14 protein-coding genes are annotated in these 18,081 nt (G+C 63.8%); 8 read left to right on the forward strand and 6 right to left on the reverse strand.

All coding sequences use genetic code 11. The features are described 5' to 3' along the window. The first annotated feature begins 97 nt into the window (after positions 1–97). The 5 genes from JQK88_RS07485 to JQK88_RS07505 are packed head-to-tail and all read left to right on the forward strand — an operon-like array spanning position 98 to position 5,304. The gene (locus tag JQK88_RS07485) at positions 98–1,648 is read left to right on the forward strand and encodes a sugar ABC transporter ATP-binding protein (protein WP_246749745.1); all 1,551 of its coding nucleotides are present in this window, start codon (positions 98–100) and stop codon (positions 1,646–1,648) included. Further along, positions 1,645–2,622 carry an ABC transporter permease gene (locus JQK88_RS07490; RefSeq protein ID WP_203277903.1) on the forward strand — a complete coding sequence of 326 codons (978 nt, stop codon included), beginning with the start codon at positions 1,645–1,647 and terminating at the stop codon, positions 2,620–2,622. Before JQK88_RS07485 ends, JQK88_RS07490 begins: the two co-directional genes overlap by 4 nt. Further along, a complete protein-coding gene (locus JQK88_RS07495; protein WP_203277904.1) occupies positions 2,619–3,614 on the forward strand; it encodes an ABC transporter permease in 996 nt (331 codons plus the stop codon). Before JQK88_RS07490 ends, JQK88_RS07495 begins: the two co-directional genes overlap by 4 nt. Then, positions 3,614–3,931 (forward strand): L-rhamnose mutarotase, encoded by a 318-nt coding sequence (locus tag JQK88_RS07500; protein ID WP_203277905.1) that lies wholly within the window; start codon positions 3,614–3,616, stop codon positions 3,929–3,931. Before JQK88_RS07495 ends, JQK88_RS07500 begins: the two co-directional genes overlap by 1 nt. After that, on the forward strand, positions 3,928–5,304 hold the full coding sequence (locus JQK88_RS07505) for an FGGY-family carbohydrate kinase (protein ID WP_203277906.1): 1,377 nt from the start codon (positions 3,928–3,930) through the stop codon (positions 5,302–5,304). The genes JQK88_RS07500 and JQK88_RS07505 overlap by 4 nt, the downstream gene beginning before the upstream one ends. Here JQK88_RS07505 and JQK88_RS07510 read toward each other — a convergent pair whose 3' ends face one another. The 3 genes from JQK88_RS07510 to galE all read right to left on the reverse strand — a co-directional run bounded on the left by JQK88_RS07510 (position 5,305) and on the right by galE (position 9,495). Continuing rightward, positions 5,305–7,131 carry an alanine racemase gene (locus tag JQK88_RS07510; RefSeq protein ID WP_203277907.1) on the reverse strand — a complete coding sequence of 609 codons (1,827 nt, stop codon included), beginning with the start codon at positions 7,129–7,131 and terminating at the stop codon, positions 5,305–5,307. A 2-nt stretch (positions 7,132–7,133) separates the two neighbouring features. After that, on the reverse strand, positions 7,134–8,384 hold the full coding sequence (locus tag JQK88_RS07515) for a D-amino acid dehydrogenase (protein WP_203277908.1): 1,251 nt from the start codon (positions 8,382–8,384) through the stop codon (positions 7,134–7,136). 115 nt (positions 8,385–8,499) lie between these two features. Then, positions 8,500–9,495, reverse strand: coding sequence for a UDP-glucose 4-epimerase GalE (gene galE / locus JQK88_RS07520; RefSeq protein WP_203277909.1), 996 nt, complete (start codon positions 9,493–9,495; stop codon positions 8,500–8,502). Between the two features lie 279 nt (positions 9,496–9,774). Here galE and hemA point away from each other — a divergent pair, with 279 nt between their 5' ends. Then, positions 9,775–11,052 (forward strand): 5-aminolevulinate synthase, encoded by a 1,278-nt coding sequence (gene hemA / locus JQK88_RS07525; protein WP_203277910.1) that lies wholly within the window; start codon positions 9,775–9,777, stop codon positions 11,050–11,052. An 18-nt stretch (positions 11,053–11,070) separates the two neighbouring features. Here hemA and JQK88_RS07530 read toward each other — a convergent pair whose 3' ends face one another. Both JQK88_RS07530 and mscL read right to left on the reverse strand, forming a co-directional pair. Continuing rightward, complete coding sequence (locus tag JQK88_RS07530) at positions 11,071–12,243, reverse strand: pyridoxal phosphate-dependent aminotransferase (RefSeq protein WP_203277911.1); 1,173 nt, start codon at positions 12,241–12,243, stop codon at positions 11,071–11,073. Between the two features lie 207 nt (positions 12,244–12,450). Next, positions 12,451–12,870 carry a large conductance mechanosensitive channel protein MscL gene (gene mscL, locus JQK88_RS07535; RefSeq protein ID WP_192258882.1) on the reverse strand — a complete coding sequence of 140 codons (420 nt, stop codon included), beginning with the start codon at positions 12,868–12,870 and terminating at the stop codon, positions 12,451–12,453. A 253-nt stretch (positions 12,871–13,123) separates the two neighbouring features. On the opposite strand from mscL, the gene JQK88_RS07540 reads away from it, so the two are divergent. After that, a complete protein-coding gene (locus JQK88_RS07540) occupies positions 13,124–16,612 on the forward strand; it encodes a PAS domain-containing hybrid sensor histidine kinase/response regulator (protein WP_203277912.1) in 3,489 nt (1,162 codons plus the stop codon). An 84-nt stretch (positions 16,613–16,696) separates the two neighbouring features. Here JQK88_RS07540 and JQK88_RS07545 read toward each other — a convergent pair whose 3' ends face one another. Further along, positions 16,697–17,329, reverse strand: coding sequence for a TetR/AcrR family transcriptional regulator (locus tag JQK88_RS07545; protein WP_192258903.1), 633 nt, complete (start codon positions 17,327–17,329; stop codon positions 16,697–16,699). 93 nt (positions 17,330–17,422) lie between these two features. Between JQK88_RS07545 and JQK88_RS07550 the strand changes: the two genes are divergently transcribed. After that, positions 17,423–18,079 carry an O-methyltransferase gene (locus tag JQK88_RS07550; protein ID WP_192258880.1) on the forward strand — a complete coding sequence of 219 codons (657 nt, stop codon included), beginning with the start codon at positions 17,423–17,425 and terminating at the stop codon, positions 18,077–18,079. Positions 18,080–18,081 lie beyond the last annotated feature (2 nt).

Below are 18,081 nucleotides of genomic sequence, written 5' to 3' on the forward strand. Positions count from 1 at the left end.
CTCCCCCATTGTGGGAGGGTCGGCGAGGCGGTCTTGCGAAGCAAAACCGGCGAGACGGGGTGGGGGTGGCGACATCTCCATGTGCCAGGACCTTGATATGCTAGTAGACCCCGCTCACATCGTTCGCGACCCTCCCCACAAGGGGGAGGGTAAAGCGGCCCCGCGCCTGACGCTGTCCGGCGTCTCCAAAAGCTTTCCCGGTGTGCGCGCGCTGCACAATGTCAGCCTGTCGCTTTACCCCGGCCAAGTGACCGCGCTGATCGGCGAAAACGGCGCCGGCAAGTCGACGCTGGTCAAGATCATGACCGGCATCTACCAGCCCGACACCGGCACGATCAGCATTGACGGCCAGGCTGTCACTTTGCCCAGCGCGCATGCCGCCTTCGGCCATGGCGTCACCGCCATTCATCAGGAAACCGTGCTGTTCGACGATTTGACGGTCGCCGAAAACATCTTTCTCGGCCATGCGCCGCGCACACGGTTCGGCACCATCGACTGGCGCACCATGCGCAAGAATGCACGCGAAGTGCTCGACACCATGCATGCCGGCCATATCGACGCCGATGCGCGGCTGAAGGACCTCGGCATCGCCAACAAGCATCTCGTCGCCGTGGCGCGCGCCATGTCGATCGACGCGCAGATCGTCATCATGGACGAGCCGACTGCGGCGCTCTCGATGAAGGAGATCGAGGAGCTTTTCCTGCTGATCGAATTCCTCAAGGAGGAAGGCAAGGCGATCCTGTTCATCAGCCACAAGTTCGACGAGATATATCGCATTGCCGACCGCTACACGGTGTTCCGCGATGGCGAGATGGTCGGCGAAGGGCTGATCAAGAATGCCGGCCAGAGCCAGATCGTGCGCATGATGGTCGGCCGCTCCGTCGATCACATCTTTCCGCAGCGCAAGGCCGAGATCGGCGCGCCGGTGCTGTCGGTCTCCGGCCTGTCGCACCCGACCGAATTCAACGATATCGGCTTCGAGCTGCACAGAGGCGAAATCCTCGGCTTCTATGGCCTTGTCGGCGCCGGACGCAGCGAGGTGATGCAGGCGATCTCGGGCATAACCCGCATATCCGGCGGCACTATCACGCTGGAAGGCAAGACGATCACACCGAAATCGGCGGCGGATTCGATCGAGGCCGGCATCGTCTACGTGCCGGAAGAGCGCGGCAAGCAGGGCGTGGTGATCGGCCTGCCGATCTTCCAGAATGTCTCGCTGCCTTCGCTCAAGCGAACATCCAAATCCGGCCTGCTGCGGCTGGCGGAAGAATTTTCGCTCGCCCGCTCCTACACCGAGCGGCTGGACCTGCGCGCCTCCTCACTCAGCCAGGATGTCGGCACGCTGTCGGGCGGCAACCAGCAGAAGATCGTCATTGCCAAATGGCTGGCGACCGCGCCCAAGGTGATCATCCTGGACGAGCCGACCAAGGGCATCGATATCGGCTCCAAGGCCGCCGTGCACGGTTTCATGGCCGAGCTCGTGGCCCAGGGCCTGTCGGTGATCATGGTGTCGTCGGAACTGCCCGAAATACTCGGCATGTCCGACCGCGTCGTCGTCATGCGCGAAGGCCTGGTTGCGGCGGTCTACGACAACAAGGGGCTGGACGCCGAAACGCTGGTCAGGACGGCAGCGGGGATCGCGGCATGAAGGCTCTCCTGAAATATCGCGAGATCTGGCTGGCGGCAGCCATCGTCGTTTTGATCGGCCTGATCTCGACACGCTTCCCGGCCTTTGCCGACCCCGGCAATCTCGGCCAGGTGTTCAACGACACCTCGATCCTGATGATCCTGGCGCTGGGACAGATGGTTGTCATCCTGACGCGGTCGATCGACCTGTCGATGGCCTCCAACCTGTGCTTCACCGGCATGGTGGTGGCGATGCTGAACGCAGCGCATCCGGCGATCCCGATCCCACTGCTGATCGTGACAGCGCTCGCCGTCGGGCTGGTGCTTGGCGCCATCAACGGCCTGCTGGTGTGGCGGCTGAACATCCCTTCGATCGTGGTGACATTGGGCACGCTCACCATCTATCGTGGCGCCACTTTCGTCCTGTCCGGTGGCGCCTGGGTCAATGCCGACAAGATGAGCCCTGACTTCATCGGCTTCCAACGGGCGGCCTTCCTTGGCATTCCGGTTCTGTCCTGGATCGCCATCCTGGTCATCGCACTGTTCTTCATCCTGATGACGCGCACCGCGCTCGGCCGCTCGATCTACGCCATCGGCGTCAACCCGACGGCGTCAGTCTATGCCGGCATTGATGTCGGTCGCACCAAATTCATCGTCTTCTGCATTTCCGGCATGATCGGGGGCCTCGCCGGCTATCTCTGGATCTCGCGCTATGTCATCGCCTCGGTCGAGGTCGCCAATGGCTATGAGCTCAACATCATCGCCGCCTGCGTCATCGGCGGCATCTCGATCGCCGGGGGCATCGGCTCGGTCGGCGGCGCGGTGCTTGGCGCGCTCTTCCTCGGCATCATCTCCAACGCGTTGCCGGTCATCAACATCTCGCCCTTCTGGCAAATGGCGATTTCGGGCAGCGCCATCATCCTGGCCGTCGTGCTCAACGCGCGCGGCGAACGCCGGCAGGGCCGTATCATCCTGCGGAAAGCGGAGGCGGCATGAGCGACGTCCCTGCCCCGCGCCACATTCCCGACCGGCTCGACAAGCCGCTCTCCTCGGCGATCTTTTCCTGGGAGGCGCTGCTGGTGGTGGTGGCGGTCGCCATCTTTGCCATCAACAGTTTCGCCTCGCCCTATTTCCTCGACGCCTATTCGCTTTCGGACCTGACCTTCAATTTCACCGAGAAGGGCCTGATCGCCTTCGCCATGGCGCTGCTGATTATTTCGGGCGAGATCGACCTTTCGGTCGCCGCTATCATCGCGCTCGCGTCGACCATGATGGGCATGGCGGTGCAGGCCGGTGCGGATACACCTGTGCTGGTGCTGATCGGCATCGTCGTCGGGCTCGGCTGCGGCGCCTTCAACGGGCTACTGGTGACCCGACTTGGTCTGCCATCCATCGTTGTCACCATCGGCACGATGAGCCTGTTTCGCGGCATCGCCTTCATCATCCTCGGCGACCAGGCCTACAAGGGCTACCCCGAGAGCTTCGCTTTCTTCGGCCAGGGTTACGTCTGGTGGGTGGTGTCGTTCGAGCTGGTGCTCTTCCTCATAGCGGCAGTCGTCTACTGGTTCCTGCTGCATCGCACGAGTTTCGGCCGCCGCGTCTTCGCCATCGGTAACAATCCGGTCGCCGCACAGTTTTCCGGCGTACGCGTCGGCCGTATCAAATTCATCCTGTTTTGCCTGACTGGGCTGATGGCGGGCATCGCCTCGGTGCTGATCACCTCGCGTCTCGGCTCGACGCGGCCGTCGATCGCGCAGGGGTATGAGCTCGAAGTCATCACCATGGTGGTGCTCGGCGGCGTCAGCATTCTGGGCGGCTCCGGCAGCATTTTGGGCGTCGTGCTCGCGGCCTTCATCATGGGCCTGGTGACCTTCGGCCTCGGCCTGCTCAACGTGCCCGGCATCGTCATGTCGATCTTCATCGGCCTGCTGCTGATTGTCGTCATCGCGCTGCCGATCGTCTGGCGGCGGCTGCGTGGTGTCAGCTGATGGCCGAGAAATACGCCTTCAAGATGCAGCTCAAGCCCGGCATGAAGGCCGAGTACAAAAAGCGCCACGACGAGATCTGGCCGGCACTGGTGGCGCTGCTGCAACAGGCCGGGGTTTCCGACTATTCGATCCATCTCGACGATGAGACCAACATCCTGATCGACGTGCTGTGGCGGCGCGACGATCATAGCATGGCCGACCTGCCGAAACATCCGGTGATGCAGCGCTGGTGGGCGCATATGGCCGACATCATGGAGACCAGACCCGAAAACGAGCCGGTGGCCGTACCGCTGGAAACAATGTTCCATATGGCATGAGTGGGCTGCGCCATATCGCCGTCATCGACATCGGCAAGACCAACGCCAAGGTGGCGCTGGTCGATCTCGTCACGCTGAGCGAGGTGGCTTTGCGCCGGATGGCCAATGCGCCGCTGCGGCAGCCGCCCTACCCGCATCACGATGTCGAGGCGCTGTGGACGTTCATCCTCAACAGCCTGGCCAGCCTCAACCGCGAACAGCGCATCGACGCCATTTCGATCACCACCCATGGCGCAACAGGTGTGCTGGTCGACGCTTCTGGTGAACTGGTGCTGCCGGTGCTCGACTACGAGTTCGACGGACCCGACAGGCTGGCGGCGGAGTATGACGCGATCCGTCCGCCCTTCACTGAAACCGGCACGCCGCGCCTGCCGCTCGGCCTCAATCTCGGCGCGCAATTCTTCTGGCAGCAAAAGCGTTTTCCCGCCGAATTCGCCAAGGCCGCCGCGATGCTGATGTACCCGCAATACTGGGCGCTGCGCCTGACCGGCGTCGCCGCCAATGAGGTGACCTCGCTCGGCTGCCACACCGATCTGTGGGACCCGCGGACAGCCGATTTTTCGTCGCTGGTCGACTGCCTGAAATGGCGCAGCCTGATGGCGCCGGTGCGGCCGGCCAGGGATTGGCTCGGCCCGATCCTGCCGGCGCTTGCCGCGCGAACCGGGCTTGATCCGCAGACGCCAGTCTTCTGCGGCTTGCACGATTCCAATGCCTCGCTGCTGCCGCATCTCCTGTCCGACGCGCCGCCCTTCTCGGTGGTCTCGACCGGGACCTGGGTGGTGTCGATGGCCGTCGGCGGCAAAGAGATTGCACTCGATGCGGCGCGCGATACGCTGGTCAATGTCAGTGCGCTCGGTGCTCCCGTACCCTCGGCGAGGTTCATGGGTGGTCGTGAGTTTTCCCTGCTGACCAAGGACAAACCGCAGGATTGCAGCGGCAGCGATGTGCTGGCCGTTCTGACAAGAAAAATGCTGCTTTTGCCCTCGACACAGCAGGGATCAGGGCCGTTCCCGCACCATGCCGCGGCATGGCTCGATGCCGACGACATCAGCAAGGGCGAGCGCTTCGCCGCCATCTCGTTCTATCTGGCGCTGATGACGGCGACCTGCCTCGAGTTGATCGGCGCCGATGGCCCGACCACCGTGGAAGGACCCTTTGCCCACAACCGCCTCTTTGTCGGCATGCTGGCCGCGGCGACCGCGCGCACCGTCATCGCCTCCGAGGCGGCCACCGGCACCAGCATCGGCGCGGCACTGCTGGCAACGGACCAGGTAACAGCGCACGGCAAGGGCGAGAGAATAGAGCCGCAGACCGACCCGGTCTGGCCAGACTATGTCAGCGCGTGGCGCGCGGCTGTACGAGCGCAGGGCTGATCACAAAATCCGCTTGCCGAAGGCCGACATAACGAAGTTGACCACGTCTGTGCCGATCCTTGGCTCAAGATCGGCGGTCAGGCCCGAGACATCCATCGACAGCAGGCCGCCGGAGAGCGAGATCGCTTCCATCGCCTGATGCGTTTCGCGCACCGTCAGTCCGCCGGAGCCTGCTGCCCAGCCGGCGAATTCGGTGACTGTGGGCGAGTAGCTGACGTGAAAGCCTTGCGTTCCCGAGGTGGCGATGCGGATCGCCTCATGCATCAGGTCGCGCATGCCCATGGCGTCGATGTCGGTCATGGTGAAGGCCGAGACACGCGAATCCTTCAGCACCCGCGCTTCGGCCGGATCGGCGTGGCGCAGGCCGATGATGACGACATTTTCCGGCGACAGCTGTGGCTGCAGCGCACCAGTCTTGTGATCGAGACCAAGTGTGCGCGCCAGCACCGAGGCTTCCGGCATGGCAGGGGCGTCTTCGTCCTCGGGCATCAGCGCGGCGATGGAATCGATCCAGATCAGGCCGAAGGAATGCGTCGCGCGCGCCGTCGCGGTCAGTGCCTTGTGGGCGATACGGCGGTCGGCGCCGGCAGCGAGCCGGATCAAGCCCGATGGCGGGCGCTCGACATCGGCGAGTTCCACCACATCGAAGTTCATCGCCTCCAGCCGCGCGCCGGTTCCCTCTCGCGCAAGGATGCCGGCGGCTTCTTGTTCGGCCGAGATCGACACCATCTTGCGGCCGGAAAAGTCGGCGACATCGTGCATCGGCGCCTTCTCGACATATTCCGAGGTCATCGCCAAAAGCATGGCGCCATAGTTCATGCGGAAGGCGACGCGGTCACCGACGGCGGGGCGCGGATCGGCGTCCTGCACGTCGAGCAGCAGATGGTCGCTGGAGGCGCCGAGTACGCGTATGCCCTTGGCGATCGGCGTCAGCCCTTCGACCAGCACGTCCTCGCGGCCGATATTGGCGATGGCGCGCAGCCGGTCGCCTTCGTCGGCGAAGACCGGCTGATTGCCGAAAGCGTCGTAGCCGGATTCACCGATCGGCCGCGACGGCTTGAGCTTGACCTCGATGATATCGCTGGTCAGCCGGCAGGCATCGGGCTCAAGTTCCGGCCACGGAACATCGCGGAAGGTTTCGATGCCGCCTTGCAGGATCGCCTCGCCGACCCTGAGATTGTTGATGCCGGCCGGCAACTTGCCTTCAAGCAGCAGCGTCAGCGACGACGAGGCGCCGCCGGAAATGAAGTCGAGGCTTTTGCCGGACAGGCGCTCGGTCTTGTAGGCATGGGCGACGAGCTGGCCGAGATTTTCCGGCGTCGGCATGATGGCGCCGAAGCAGCCGAGATTGGTGCCGATGCCGGCAATGCGCACGCCCCTGAACGCCAGGATTTGCTCGACGGTCGGGATCAGGTCGCTCGGCCAGATACCCTCTCGGAGGTCGCCCAGATCGATCATCAGCATGATGTCGTGGATGCGGCCCATGCGCTCGGCGATGCGCGATATCTCGCGGATCGTGGTCAGCTCCGACTGCAGGCTGATGTCGACGGTGCGCACCACTTCTTCGACGCGCGCCATCGGTGGACTGCGCAGCAGCATGATCGGCGCGCTGATGCCGCTGTCACGTAGCCGGCGGATGTTTTCAAAGCGAGATTCGGCGATGCCGGCAACACCGCCGCGCAGCATGGCGCGCGCCACTTGCGGCATGCCGCACGTGCCCTTGGTGACGCCGAAGACCTTGATGCCCGACAGCGCGCAGCGTTCGACGATGGTGCGCGCATTGCGCTCGATGCGGCCAAGGTCGATGGCGACTTGCGGTCCCGACATACCTAGCCTCCGTAGACCAGACCTTGCGGGTCGATCTCCGGCTTGCGGCCGGCGATGAGGTCGGCCAGGAATTTGCCGGAGCCGCAGGCCATGGTCCAGCCGACATGACCGTGGCCGGTGTCGAGATAGAGGTTTTTGTAGCGCGCCGGACCGATGACCGGCACGGAGTTCGGCGTCATTGGCCGCAGACCCGCCCAGAGCACCGCCTTTTTCTCGTCGAAGGCGCCGGGGAACAGGTCCTTGCCGGTCCGGAACATGGCGGCGAAGTCACTTGGACGATGGGTGCGGTCGAAGCCGGTGAATTCGGCGGTCGAAGCGAGCCGCAAGCGGTTGCCCAGCCTGGAATAGGCGATCAACTGGTCCTCGTCGGCGCCGCCCATGGTCGGGCCCTTGCTCTCATCCTCCAGCGGAATGGTCGCGGTGTACCCTTTCACCGGATAGACCGGCAGGTCGATGCCGTAACGGCGGCCGAGCAGCCCGCTTTCCGGCCCCATCGAGATGACCACCGCATTGCCTGCGATGGGACCGGCCGAGGTCATCACTGCACGTACGCGGTCGCCTTCGATATCGAGGCCCTCGACCGTGGTGTCGAACAGGAATTTGACGCCAAGCTTTTCGCGCGCATAGGTGGCGAGATTGTCGACGAACAGTCTGGAATCGCCCGTCTGGTCGATTGGCGAATAGACACCGCCGGCGATCTTTTCCTTCACGCCGGCAAGGCCCGGCTCCAGCTCGATCAGCCGGTCGCGGCCGACGATCTCGATCGGCAGGCCGTGCTCGGCCAGATAGCGATAATTGTCGGTGCCGGTGTCGAGGCTGTGCTGCGAGCGAAAGAAATAGAGGATGCCCTTCTTGCGCTCGTCATAGTGAATGCCGGTGTCGGCCGAGATGGCGTTGATGCAGTCGCGCGAATAGAGCGCCAGCCGCAACTTGACGCGGCTGTTAGCGCGCAGGCGGGTGACCGTGCATTGGCGCAGGAAGCGCAGGCTCCATGCGAGGAAATAGGGATCGAAGCGCAGCCTGACCTTGATGCCGAGATCATGGTTCCAGAGCGCGCGCAAAAACGTCTTGAGCGCCGCCGGCGAGGCCCAGGCGGTGGCGTCGCCGGGCGAGACCAGGCCGGCATTGGACTGGCTGGTGCCGCGCGCCGGCGCCGGATGCCGCTCGACCACGGTGACCTCGTGGCCGTCGGCGGCCAGATAATAGGCGGCCGCCGTACCGACAACGCCGGCCCCGAGCACCGTTATCCTCATGCCACCCCCCAAAGCTCTTCGCGGCGCAGCGCCTCCACGCTTTGCTTGCGAATGCCTTCAATAGCGCTTCGCCGCGCGCCTTGCGAGCCCTTGGGGGCGTTGGGAGCCTCTCGGCTCAGCCCCGGGCTGAGTTCTTGCCGGTCAGGATACGCTCCCAGGCGAGCGCGTCGGCAACGATCTGGTCGAGATCGTCGCGTTGCGGGGCCCAGCCGAGTTCGGCGCGGGCAAGATCCGAATTGGCGACCACGGCGGCGGCGTCGCCCGGACGGCGGTCGCCCATCTTGACCTCAAAATCCCGGCCGAAGGCGCGGCGCACGCTGTCGATGACCTCGAGCACTGAATAGCCATGGCTGTAGCCGCAATTGGCGACGAGGCTCTGCCCCCCGGCGCGCAGCCGCTCCAGCGCCAGGCGATGCGCCGCGGCCAGGTCGCTGACATGGATGTAGTCGCGCATGCAGGTGCCGTCCGGCGTTGGATAGTCGGTGCCGAATACCTGCATGAAGGGACGCTTGCCGAGCGCGGTCTCACAGGCGACCTTGATCAGATGAGTGGCGCCCGGGGTCGACTGGCCAGTGCGGCCCCTGGGATCGGCGCCGGCGACATTGAAATAGCGCAACGCCGTGTAGCGCAAGGGATGGGCAAGCGCCGCATCGCGCAGCATCCATTCGCTCATCAGCTTGGACAGGCCGTAGGGCGATTCCGGCGCCAGGCGGGCATCCTCGCGCACCGGCTCAAGGCCGGCGCCACCATAAACGGCGGCCGTCGAAGAGAAGATGAAATGCGGAACGCCCTCACGCACCGCGGTTTCGATCAGCGTGCGGGTCTTCGAGGTGTTGTTCTCGTAATAGGCGAGCGGATCGGTAACCGATTCGGGAACCACGATCGAGCCGGCGAAATGGATGATCGCGTCGACCTTGTTATCCCGGATGATCTGGCCGACCAGTTCCCTGTCGGCGACATCGCCGACAACCAGCTTGGCCTCCGGCGCCACCGCCCATTCGAAGCCGGTGGAAAGCCGGTCGAGCACGACGACGCTTTCACCGGCATCCAGCAGTTCCCAGACCATGTGGCTGCCGATATAGCCGGCGCCGCCCGTTACCAAAACCGTCATCCGCGTCCTCTTTTGCTCATGATTTATCGGAAACTGTCTCAATGACCGCCTTACTGGAAAGCCTGCGGCAAGGCCATTAGAAACGCCTGAATGTTAAATCCGTAACAGTCTCACTGGCCTGTGGCATCGTACGGAAACAAAATTGATCCACATCAAGGGAATAGGCCACGATCTGGGATCGTTAGGAACAGGCTTGGGGCGTGGCATTTTGACCAAACAGGCCCGGTGGACGACGAATGGGCCAATGATTATGATCCCGCGCAAAACTGGGAAGGCGATATGAACTATCAGCGGTTCTTCGAGGAAGCGATCGACCAGCTTCATGCCGAGCGGCGCTACCGCGTCTTCGCAGATCTCGAGCGCATCGTCGGCAAGTTTCCGCGCGCCATCTGGCGTTCCAATGGCCGCGCCGAGGAAATCACCGTCTGGTGTTCCAACGACTATCTCGGCATGGGCCAGAATCCCGATGTCATCGCCGCGTTCCAGAATGCGGCCGGCAAGATGGGCTCGGGCGCCGGCGGCACCCGCAACATTTCCGGCACCAGCAACCCGCTGGTCGAGCTCGAAGTGGAACTTGCCGACCTGCACGACAAGGAAGCGGCCCTGGTCTTCACCTCCGGCTTCGTCTCCAACGAAGCCTCGATCTCGACCATAGCGCGGCTGTTGCCCAACTGCCTGATCATCTCGGACGAGCTCAACCATGCCTCGATGATCGAGGGCGTACGGCGCTCTGGCGCAGAGAAGAAGATTTTCCGCCACAACGACGTCGCCCATCTCGAAAGCCTGCTGCAGACGGCTGGCCGCGAGCGCGCCAAGCTGATCGTCTTCGAGAGCGTCTATTCGATGGACGGCGACATTGCGCCGATCAAGCAGATCGTCGAACTGGCCGAACGCTACAATGCCATGACCTATGTCGACGAGGTCCATGCCGTCGGCATGTACGGACCGCGCGGCGGTGGCATCACCGAGCGCGAGGGGCTGGCCGACCGCATCGACATCATCGAGGGAACGCTGGCCAAGGCGTTCGGTACGCTCGGCGGCTACATCGCCGGCAACAGCGCCATCATCGATGCGGTGCGTTCCTACGCGCCGGGCTTCATCTTCACCACGGCGCTGCCGCCGGCGATCGCCGCTGCCGCCACCACCTCCATCCGCCACCTGAAGCGCTCACAGGCCGAACGCGACGCGCAGCAGCGCCAGGCGACGCGGACCAAGGAGGTTCTGTCTGCCGCCGGCCTGCCGGTGATGGACTCGCCGACGCATATCGTGCCGGTGCTGGTCGGTGACCCCGAACTCTGCAAGATGGCCAGCGACCGACTGCTTGGCGTGCACGGTATCTACATCCAGCCGATCAACTACCCGACCGTGCCGCGCGGCACCGAGCGGCTGCGCATCACGCCGACGCCGTTCCATTCCGATGCACTGATTGCGGGACTACAGGACGCGCTGGTCGAGACATGGGATGCGCTCGGCATTCCCTACGGTTCGGCAGGCCGGCCCGCTGTCGCCAAGAGCGACCGGATTGTTCCGCTGCTGGTGCCGAAGTCGGGCGGCTGAAGCCGCCGCCCGTTCAGATCAAACAGTCTTCATCCACCCCGCCAGCCGGTGTGCCGCTTCCTCGAGCTGATCGAGGCGGCGGTGGAAACACAGCCGCAAAAACGCTTCGCCGCCCGGGCCGAAGGCCGTTCCCGGGGCCAGGCCGACATTGGCCTTGTCCACGATGTCGAAGGCGGCCCGGCGCGGGTCCGTAAGGCCGTCGACCGTGAAGAACAGATAAAACGCGCCCTGCGGTACGGTGAAGCGCGCCTTGCCGGTGGCGCCGATTATGCCGCAGACCAGATCGCGCGCCGCGTGCGCGCGCTCCACCTGCTCGACGATGAAGGCATCACCTTGGTCGAGGGCGGCGACCGCGCCGCGCTGCATGAACTGGGCGACACCCGAGGTCGAATACTGGATCAGGTTCTCGAACACCTGCTGCAGGTCGGGATGGGTCTTGATCCAGCCGATGCGCCAGCCGGTCATCGCCCAATTCTTGGAAAAGGAGTTGACGAACAGGATGCGGTCTTCCGCGGCCGAAATGTCGAGGAAGGACGGCGCGCGGCCGTGGCCGTGGCCGTAGTGGAACAGCGAATAGATCTCGTCGGCGATGATCCACAGCCCCTTTTTGCGGGCGAGGTCGAGAATCGCCTGCAGCGTTTCCCTGTCGGCGGTCCAGCCGGTCGGGTTGGATGGCGTGTTGACGAACAGCGCCTTGGTGCGCGGTGTCACCGCGGCAGCTATTTTGTCGACATCGCAGGACCAGCCATTGCCGGACTGGTCGAGCGTGACAGCTACGGGAGTAGCGCCGGAGACACCGGCGGCAGCGGCGAAATTCGGCCAGGCCGGCGACAGATAGACAACCTCGTCGCCACTGCCGGCGACGGCGGCAAGCGCCAGCTGGATGGCATGCATGCCGGAACCGGTGGCGATGAATTCCTCTTCGGCGAAATTCTTGCCGAAATGCCTGGCATAGTAGCGCGAAAGCGCTTGCCTGAGCTCCGGAATGCCCTTCTGCCAGGTGTAGAAGGTCTCGCCATTGGCGAGCCCCTTGGCGGCGGCTTCCGAGATGAAGGCAGGCGTCGGCAGGTCGCCTTCCCCGGCCCAGAGCGGGATCATGCCCTCGCGCGTACGGCCGTAATTGACGACGGCGACAATGCCGCTCTCCGGGGCGGCCACCGCTTCGGCGCGCAAGCTATCGATCAGGGTCATGGACAGGTCCGTTTTGATATCGAGCGAGTGCTCATAGAGCGGTTCATCGTTTGAAGGAAACGCCGAACCGCTCCATGTCTTTGTTTTTACGCAGTTCCGGACAGAAAACCGTTTCACACTTTTCCTGGAATTGCTCTTAGCAGATACGAAAACAGAAAACCCCGGCCGCGAACGACCGGGGTTTTGGTCCAGAAATCTGACCTTGGGCTATTTCCTGGCGAGGAGATCGCGAATTTCGGTGAGCAAAGCGACATCGGCCGGCGGCGGAGCAGCCGGGGCGGCGGGCTTCTCGCGCTCAAGCCGCTTGCGCAGATTGTTCACCGCCTTGACCATCAGGAAGATGATGAAGGCGAGAATGACGAAGTTCAGCGCCACGGTGATGAAATTTCCGTAGGCGAACACCGCGCCTTCCTTGCGTGCATCGGCAAGGTTGGTTGAATGGACGGTGGAGGACAGGCCGATGAAATAGTTCGAAAAGTCGACGCCGCCTAGCGCGCCGATGAAAGGCATGATGATGTCGTTGACAAGAGAATCGACGATCTTGCCGAAGGCAGCGCCGATGATGACGCCGACGGCCAAGTCCATCACATTGCCTTTGGAAATGAATTCCTGGAATTCTTTCAGCATTCGACCCTCCTTGTCATGGCAGGCCGCGCTGCCGCCGTCCTCCGGCGCCGGCCCGTGCATACCATAACAAAAACCTGCGGTTGCAACAGAAGCAAAAGTCGGGAAAACGCCGCTTTCTCCTTACCTTAGGTCATGGCGCGACGGGGTGACAGGCAGCCGCCATGCGCCGAAAGCCGCGATGGACTCGACCCCAAAGCTGTGATTGCGTCTGAGTTGGCCGGATGAAAGCTGGCCCAGGAGGAACTTTCGGGCCGTGCAGGGCTGGTTCATCGTCATCATTGCCGTCGCCTATGTGACGCTGCTGTTCGTCATCGCCAGCCTCGGCGACCGGCGTTCGGCGGCTTCCGGGCCCGACCGTGCCCGGCCCTTCATCTACGCGCTCAGTCTGGCCATCTACTGCACGTCCTGGACCTTCTTCGGCTCGGTCGGCCTGTCATCGGAGCGCGGCCTCGAATTCCTCGGCATCTATACCGGCCCGGTGCTGGTGTTCGTGTTCGGCTTTCCGCTGCTCAACCGCATCGTGCGGCTGGCCAAGAGCGAGAAGATCACCTCGATCGCCGACTTCCTCGGCGCCCGCTATGGCAAGAGTTTTGCCGTCTCGGCGATCGCCACGCTGATCGCCACCATTGGCGCTGTGCCCTATATCGCGCTGCAGTTGAAGGCGATTTCCGGTTCGGTCGGCCTGATGGTCGAGCACTATACGGGATCGCCGCCCTCCTTCGATCCGTTCGTCAGCGACATCTCGCTGGTGGTGGCCATGCTGCTCGCGCTGTTTGCGGTGCTGTTCGGCACCCGTCATGCCGATGCCACCGAACACCAGGACGGACTGGTGCTGGCCGTGGCGGTCGAAACCGTGGTCAAGCTCGCCGCCTTCCTGGCGATCGGTCTGATGGTCACCTTCCTGATCTTCGGGGGGCCGGGCGACATGATCGACAAACTGGCCGAGAACAACCAGGTGCGGCAGGCGATGGGCTACAACACCTCGCTCGCCACCTGGCTGGTGCTGACCTGTTTGAGCGGCTTTGCCATCATCATGCTGCCGCGCCAGTTCTACGTCACCATCGTCGAGAACCGCGGCGAGGCCGAACTGCGCACTGCGACCTGGGTGTTTCCGCTCTATCTCGTGGCGATCAACCTGTTCGTGCTGCCGATTGCCTTCGCCGGCCTGTCGCTGGTCGGCACCAGGACCAGCAGCGATCTCTATGTGCTGTCGCTGCCGCTGTTCAGCGGCCATGACGTGCTCGCCATGGCGGCCTTCATCGGCGGCCTGTCGGCGGCGACCGCCATGGTCATCGTCGAAAGCGTGGCGCTGTCGATCATGATCTCCAACGATCTCGTCATCCCGCTGTTCGTGCGCCGGCTGCTCAAGACCACGACCTCGGAAAATGAGGACTGGTCGACGCTGATCCTCAATGTGCGGCGCGGCGCGATCTTCATCCTTTTGTTCATCGCCTTCCTCTACTACCGCGAGAGCACCAACGCGGCGCGGCTGTCGTCGATCGGCCTGATGTCGTTCGCGGCCATCGCCCAATTCGCGCCGGCGCTGATCGGCGGGTTGATCTGGCGCGGCGCCAACGGCCGTGGCGCTGCACTCGGCATGGTCGCCGGCATCCTCGTCTGGGGCTACACGCTGCTTTTGCCTTCGCTGTCGGCGCCCGATGCCGACATCGTCGTGCAAGGGCTGTTCGGCTTCGACGCGCTGCGGCCGCAGGCCTTGTTCGGCACCGTCGCCGAGCCGTTGAACCACGGCGTGCTCTGGAGCCTGTCCGTCAACACGCTGTTTTTTGTCCTCGGCTCACTGTCGCGTGCGTCGGTGCCGCTGGAGCGCATCCAGGCGTCAATCTTCGTGCCGCGCGAGTCCGGCCCGATGCCCAGCCTGCGCCGCTTCCGCACCGCCATTACCGTCAACCTCCTCAAGGACACCATATCGCGCTATCTCGGCGTCGAGCGTACCGAGCGCTCCTTCCAGTCCTTCGAGAAAAGCACTGGCGTCTCGCTGCACGGCAATGAGCAGGCCAGCATGGATGTCATCCGCTTTTCCGAGCAGCTGCTGGCAAGCGCGGTCGGCTCGTCTTCGGCGCGGCTGATCCTGTCGCTTTTGTTTCGCCGCAACGACCGCGAATCCAAGGATGCGTTCCGCCTGCTCGACGACGCCACCGAGGCGCTGCAGCACAATCGCGACCTGCTGCAGATAGCGCTCGACCAGATGGAACAGGGCATCACCGTCTTCGACCGGGATTTCCGCCTGATCTGCTGGAACAGACAATATCGCGCGCTGTTCGACCTGCCCGACGAGATGGGTCAGGTCGGCGTCTCGCTCGACCTTATCCTGCGCCACCTTGCCGAGCGCGGCGATATCCCGGCCGACCAGCGTGTGGCGATGCTCAACCGGCTGACCAGCTTCGTCAGCCCGTGGCAGATGGAATTGAAGACCAGCGGCCGCATCCTGGAACTGCGCTCCAACCCGATGCCGGATGGCGGCATCGTCGCCACCTATGCCGACATTTCGGGACGCGTCGAACAGGATCTGGCGCTGAAGCGGGCCAATGAATCGCTGGAGCAGCGGGTCAAGACGCGCACCATCGAACTGACGCGCGTCAATGAGGAATTGGCGCAGGCGCAGATGCTGGCCGAGGAGGCCAATCTCGGCAAGACGCGCTTCCTCGCCGCCGCCGGCCACGACATCCTGCAGCCGCTGAACGCCGCCCGGCTCTATTGCTCGTCGCTGATCGAAAAGGCCGGCAAAGGTCCGGCGGGCAAGGCCGCCGTCAACATCGAATCCTCGCTGGAATCGGTCGAGACGATCTTAGGCGCCGTGCTCGATATTTCGCGCCTCGACGCCGGCGCGATGAAGCCGGATGACAGCGCCTTCCGCCTGGATGGGTTGTTGCGCCAGATCGGCAACGATTTTCAGCCACTCGCCGCCGAAAAGAAACTCGACCTGACGATCATGGCCTCGTCGCTCAGCGTGATGACGGACCGCAACCTGTTGCGGCGTCTGATCCAGAACCTGGTCTCCAACGCCATCAAATACACGCGCCATGGCCGCATCCTCGTCGGTGTGCGGCGGCGTGGCGACCTCGCCGAAATCCAGGTGATCGACACCGGCATCGGCATTGCCGGCGACAAGCTGAACACGGTCTTCAACGAGTTCACCCGGCTCGACGAAGGCGTGCGCGAGGCCGCAGGCCTCGGACTCGGCCTCTCCATCGTCGACCGCATCGCCCGGGTGCTCAGGCTCGAGATCCGGATCTTTTCCAACCCCGGCAAGGGCACACGCTTTTCCGTCATCCTGCCGGTTGCGGCGGTTGAGGCGCCGCGGCGCGAGGTCGAGCCCAAGGCGCCTGCCCGCACCGCGAACTCGCTGGCCGGCCTGCGCGTCATGTGCATCGACAATGACGCCCGCATCCTCGACGGCATGCGGCTTTTGCTCGAAGGCTGGGGCTGCAGCGTCGGCACGTTTTCCGGCTCGGAGGATTTCGCCAGGGCCGACATCCATCGTCCCGACATCGTGCTTGCCGACTATCACCTCGACGGCAGGAGCGGTCTCGACGTGATAGCGCGGCTACGTGACATCCACGGCCGCGACCTAGCGGCCGTGCTGGTTACCGCCGACCGCTCCACCGAGGTCCGCGCCGCCGCCGCCGCGCTTGACGTGCCGGTGATCAACAAGCCGCTCAAACCGGCGGTGCTGCGCTCGATGATGGCCAGGGTCAGGCCGCTGGCTTCGGCGGCGGAATAGTAGCGTCGGATATGGGTTCTTGCGAAGGAGGGCCTCACCCTGTCGCATAGGGCCGTGCCAGCCCCCCTATGCAAAGCCCACTCCTCAGCTATGCCCAAGGCTCGCAATATAGGCGCAGAACATGTCGGCCATCGCATCGGCATAGGCTTCGATCTCCGCGTCGGTACGAGGGCTGCCTGAAAAATCCTTGCCCACGGCGCTCAGCGTCGCGCCGATCAGGCCACCCGCCAGATCCCGGACCGCTTCCGGTGCCTCAGGTAAGGCTTCACGCAGGAAGTTCTGAATGGTGCGCTCGCCGGCGTCCCTTGCCTCATGCGCCTCGGGTGCGTCGCGATAAAGCGGGGCGGCGTCATTGAGCGCCCCGCGCACGGCAGCCTCTTCGCACTCCGAGCGGATGAAGGCATGGACAAGCGTGCGCAACCGCTCAAGCGGTGGCCGCTGATTGTCCTCGAGTATGGTGCGCAGCAGGCCGCCGGTCTGCTGCCATTCGTCGCTCTGCAATCGAAACAGCAGTGCCGCCTTGTTGGGGAAATACTGGTAGAGCGAGCCGACGCTCACGCCGGCCCTTTCGGCCACGCGCGTGGTGGTGAAACGCTGCGCGCCTTCGCTCGCCAAAACCTGAACAGCAGCTTCCAAAATCGCCGAGATAAGCTCGACCGCACGCGCCTGCTTGGGCTGTTTTCGCGAGGAAATAGAAAGGCTTGGGCGTTCGGCCATCGTGCTGTCCGGCAATGCGAATTGGAAACCTGAAGGATTATTCGTATTTTTGGCACGACACAAGAACGCAATGATTTTTGATTGGAAACTTCGATGACCACCCTCACCAGCGCCCCACTCGCACCTCTGCTCGCCCGCCTGTTCAAGGAAGCCGAGGCTGCGACCAGCCCGGCAGCAGCCGGGCTCTCGCCTGACGAACGAGCACGCCTTCTCGGCAGCAAGACCGAATATGTCGACTTCTACGGACGGCTGAAGGACCTGTGGCTTGCGGTTTCGCCGGAGACCGGCACGCTGCTCTACATGCTGGCGCGCAGTTCAGGCGCTCGCGTCATCATCGAGTTCGGCACCTCGTTCGGCATCTCGACGCTCTATCTGGCAGCCGCCCTGAGGGACAATGGCGGCGGCCGTCTGATCACCACCGAGTTCGAGCCCTCCAAGGTGATGCGGGCCAAGGCCAACCTGACCGAGGGCGGCCTTATCGATCTGGTAGAAGTCCGCGAAGGCGACGCATTGCAGACGCTGAGCGCCGATCTCCCCGAGACGATCGATCTCCTGCTGCTCGACGGTGCCAAGGCGATCTATCCGGAGATCCTAAGCCTGGTCGAAAGCCGGCTCAGGCCCGGCGCGCTGGTGATCGCCGACAACGCCGATTTCAGCCCCGAATATCTGGAGCGCGTGCGCGCGCCGGCATCGGGCTACATGTCGACGCCGTTCGGCGACGACGTCGAACTGTCGGTGCGGCTGAGCTGAAG

The sequence above is a fragment of the Mesorhizobium caraganae genome (assembly GCF_016836705.1).
GTDB lineage: Bacteria > Pseudomonadota > Alphaproteobacteria > Rhizobiales > Rhizobiaceae > Mesorhizobium > Mesorhizobium caraganae.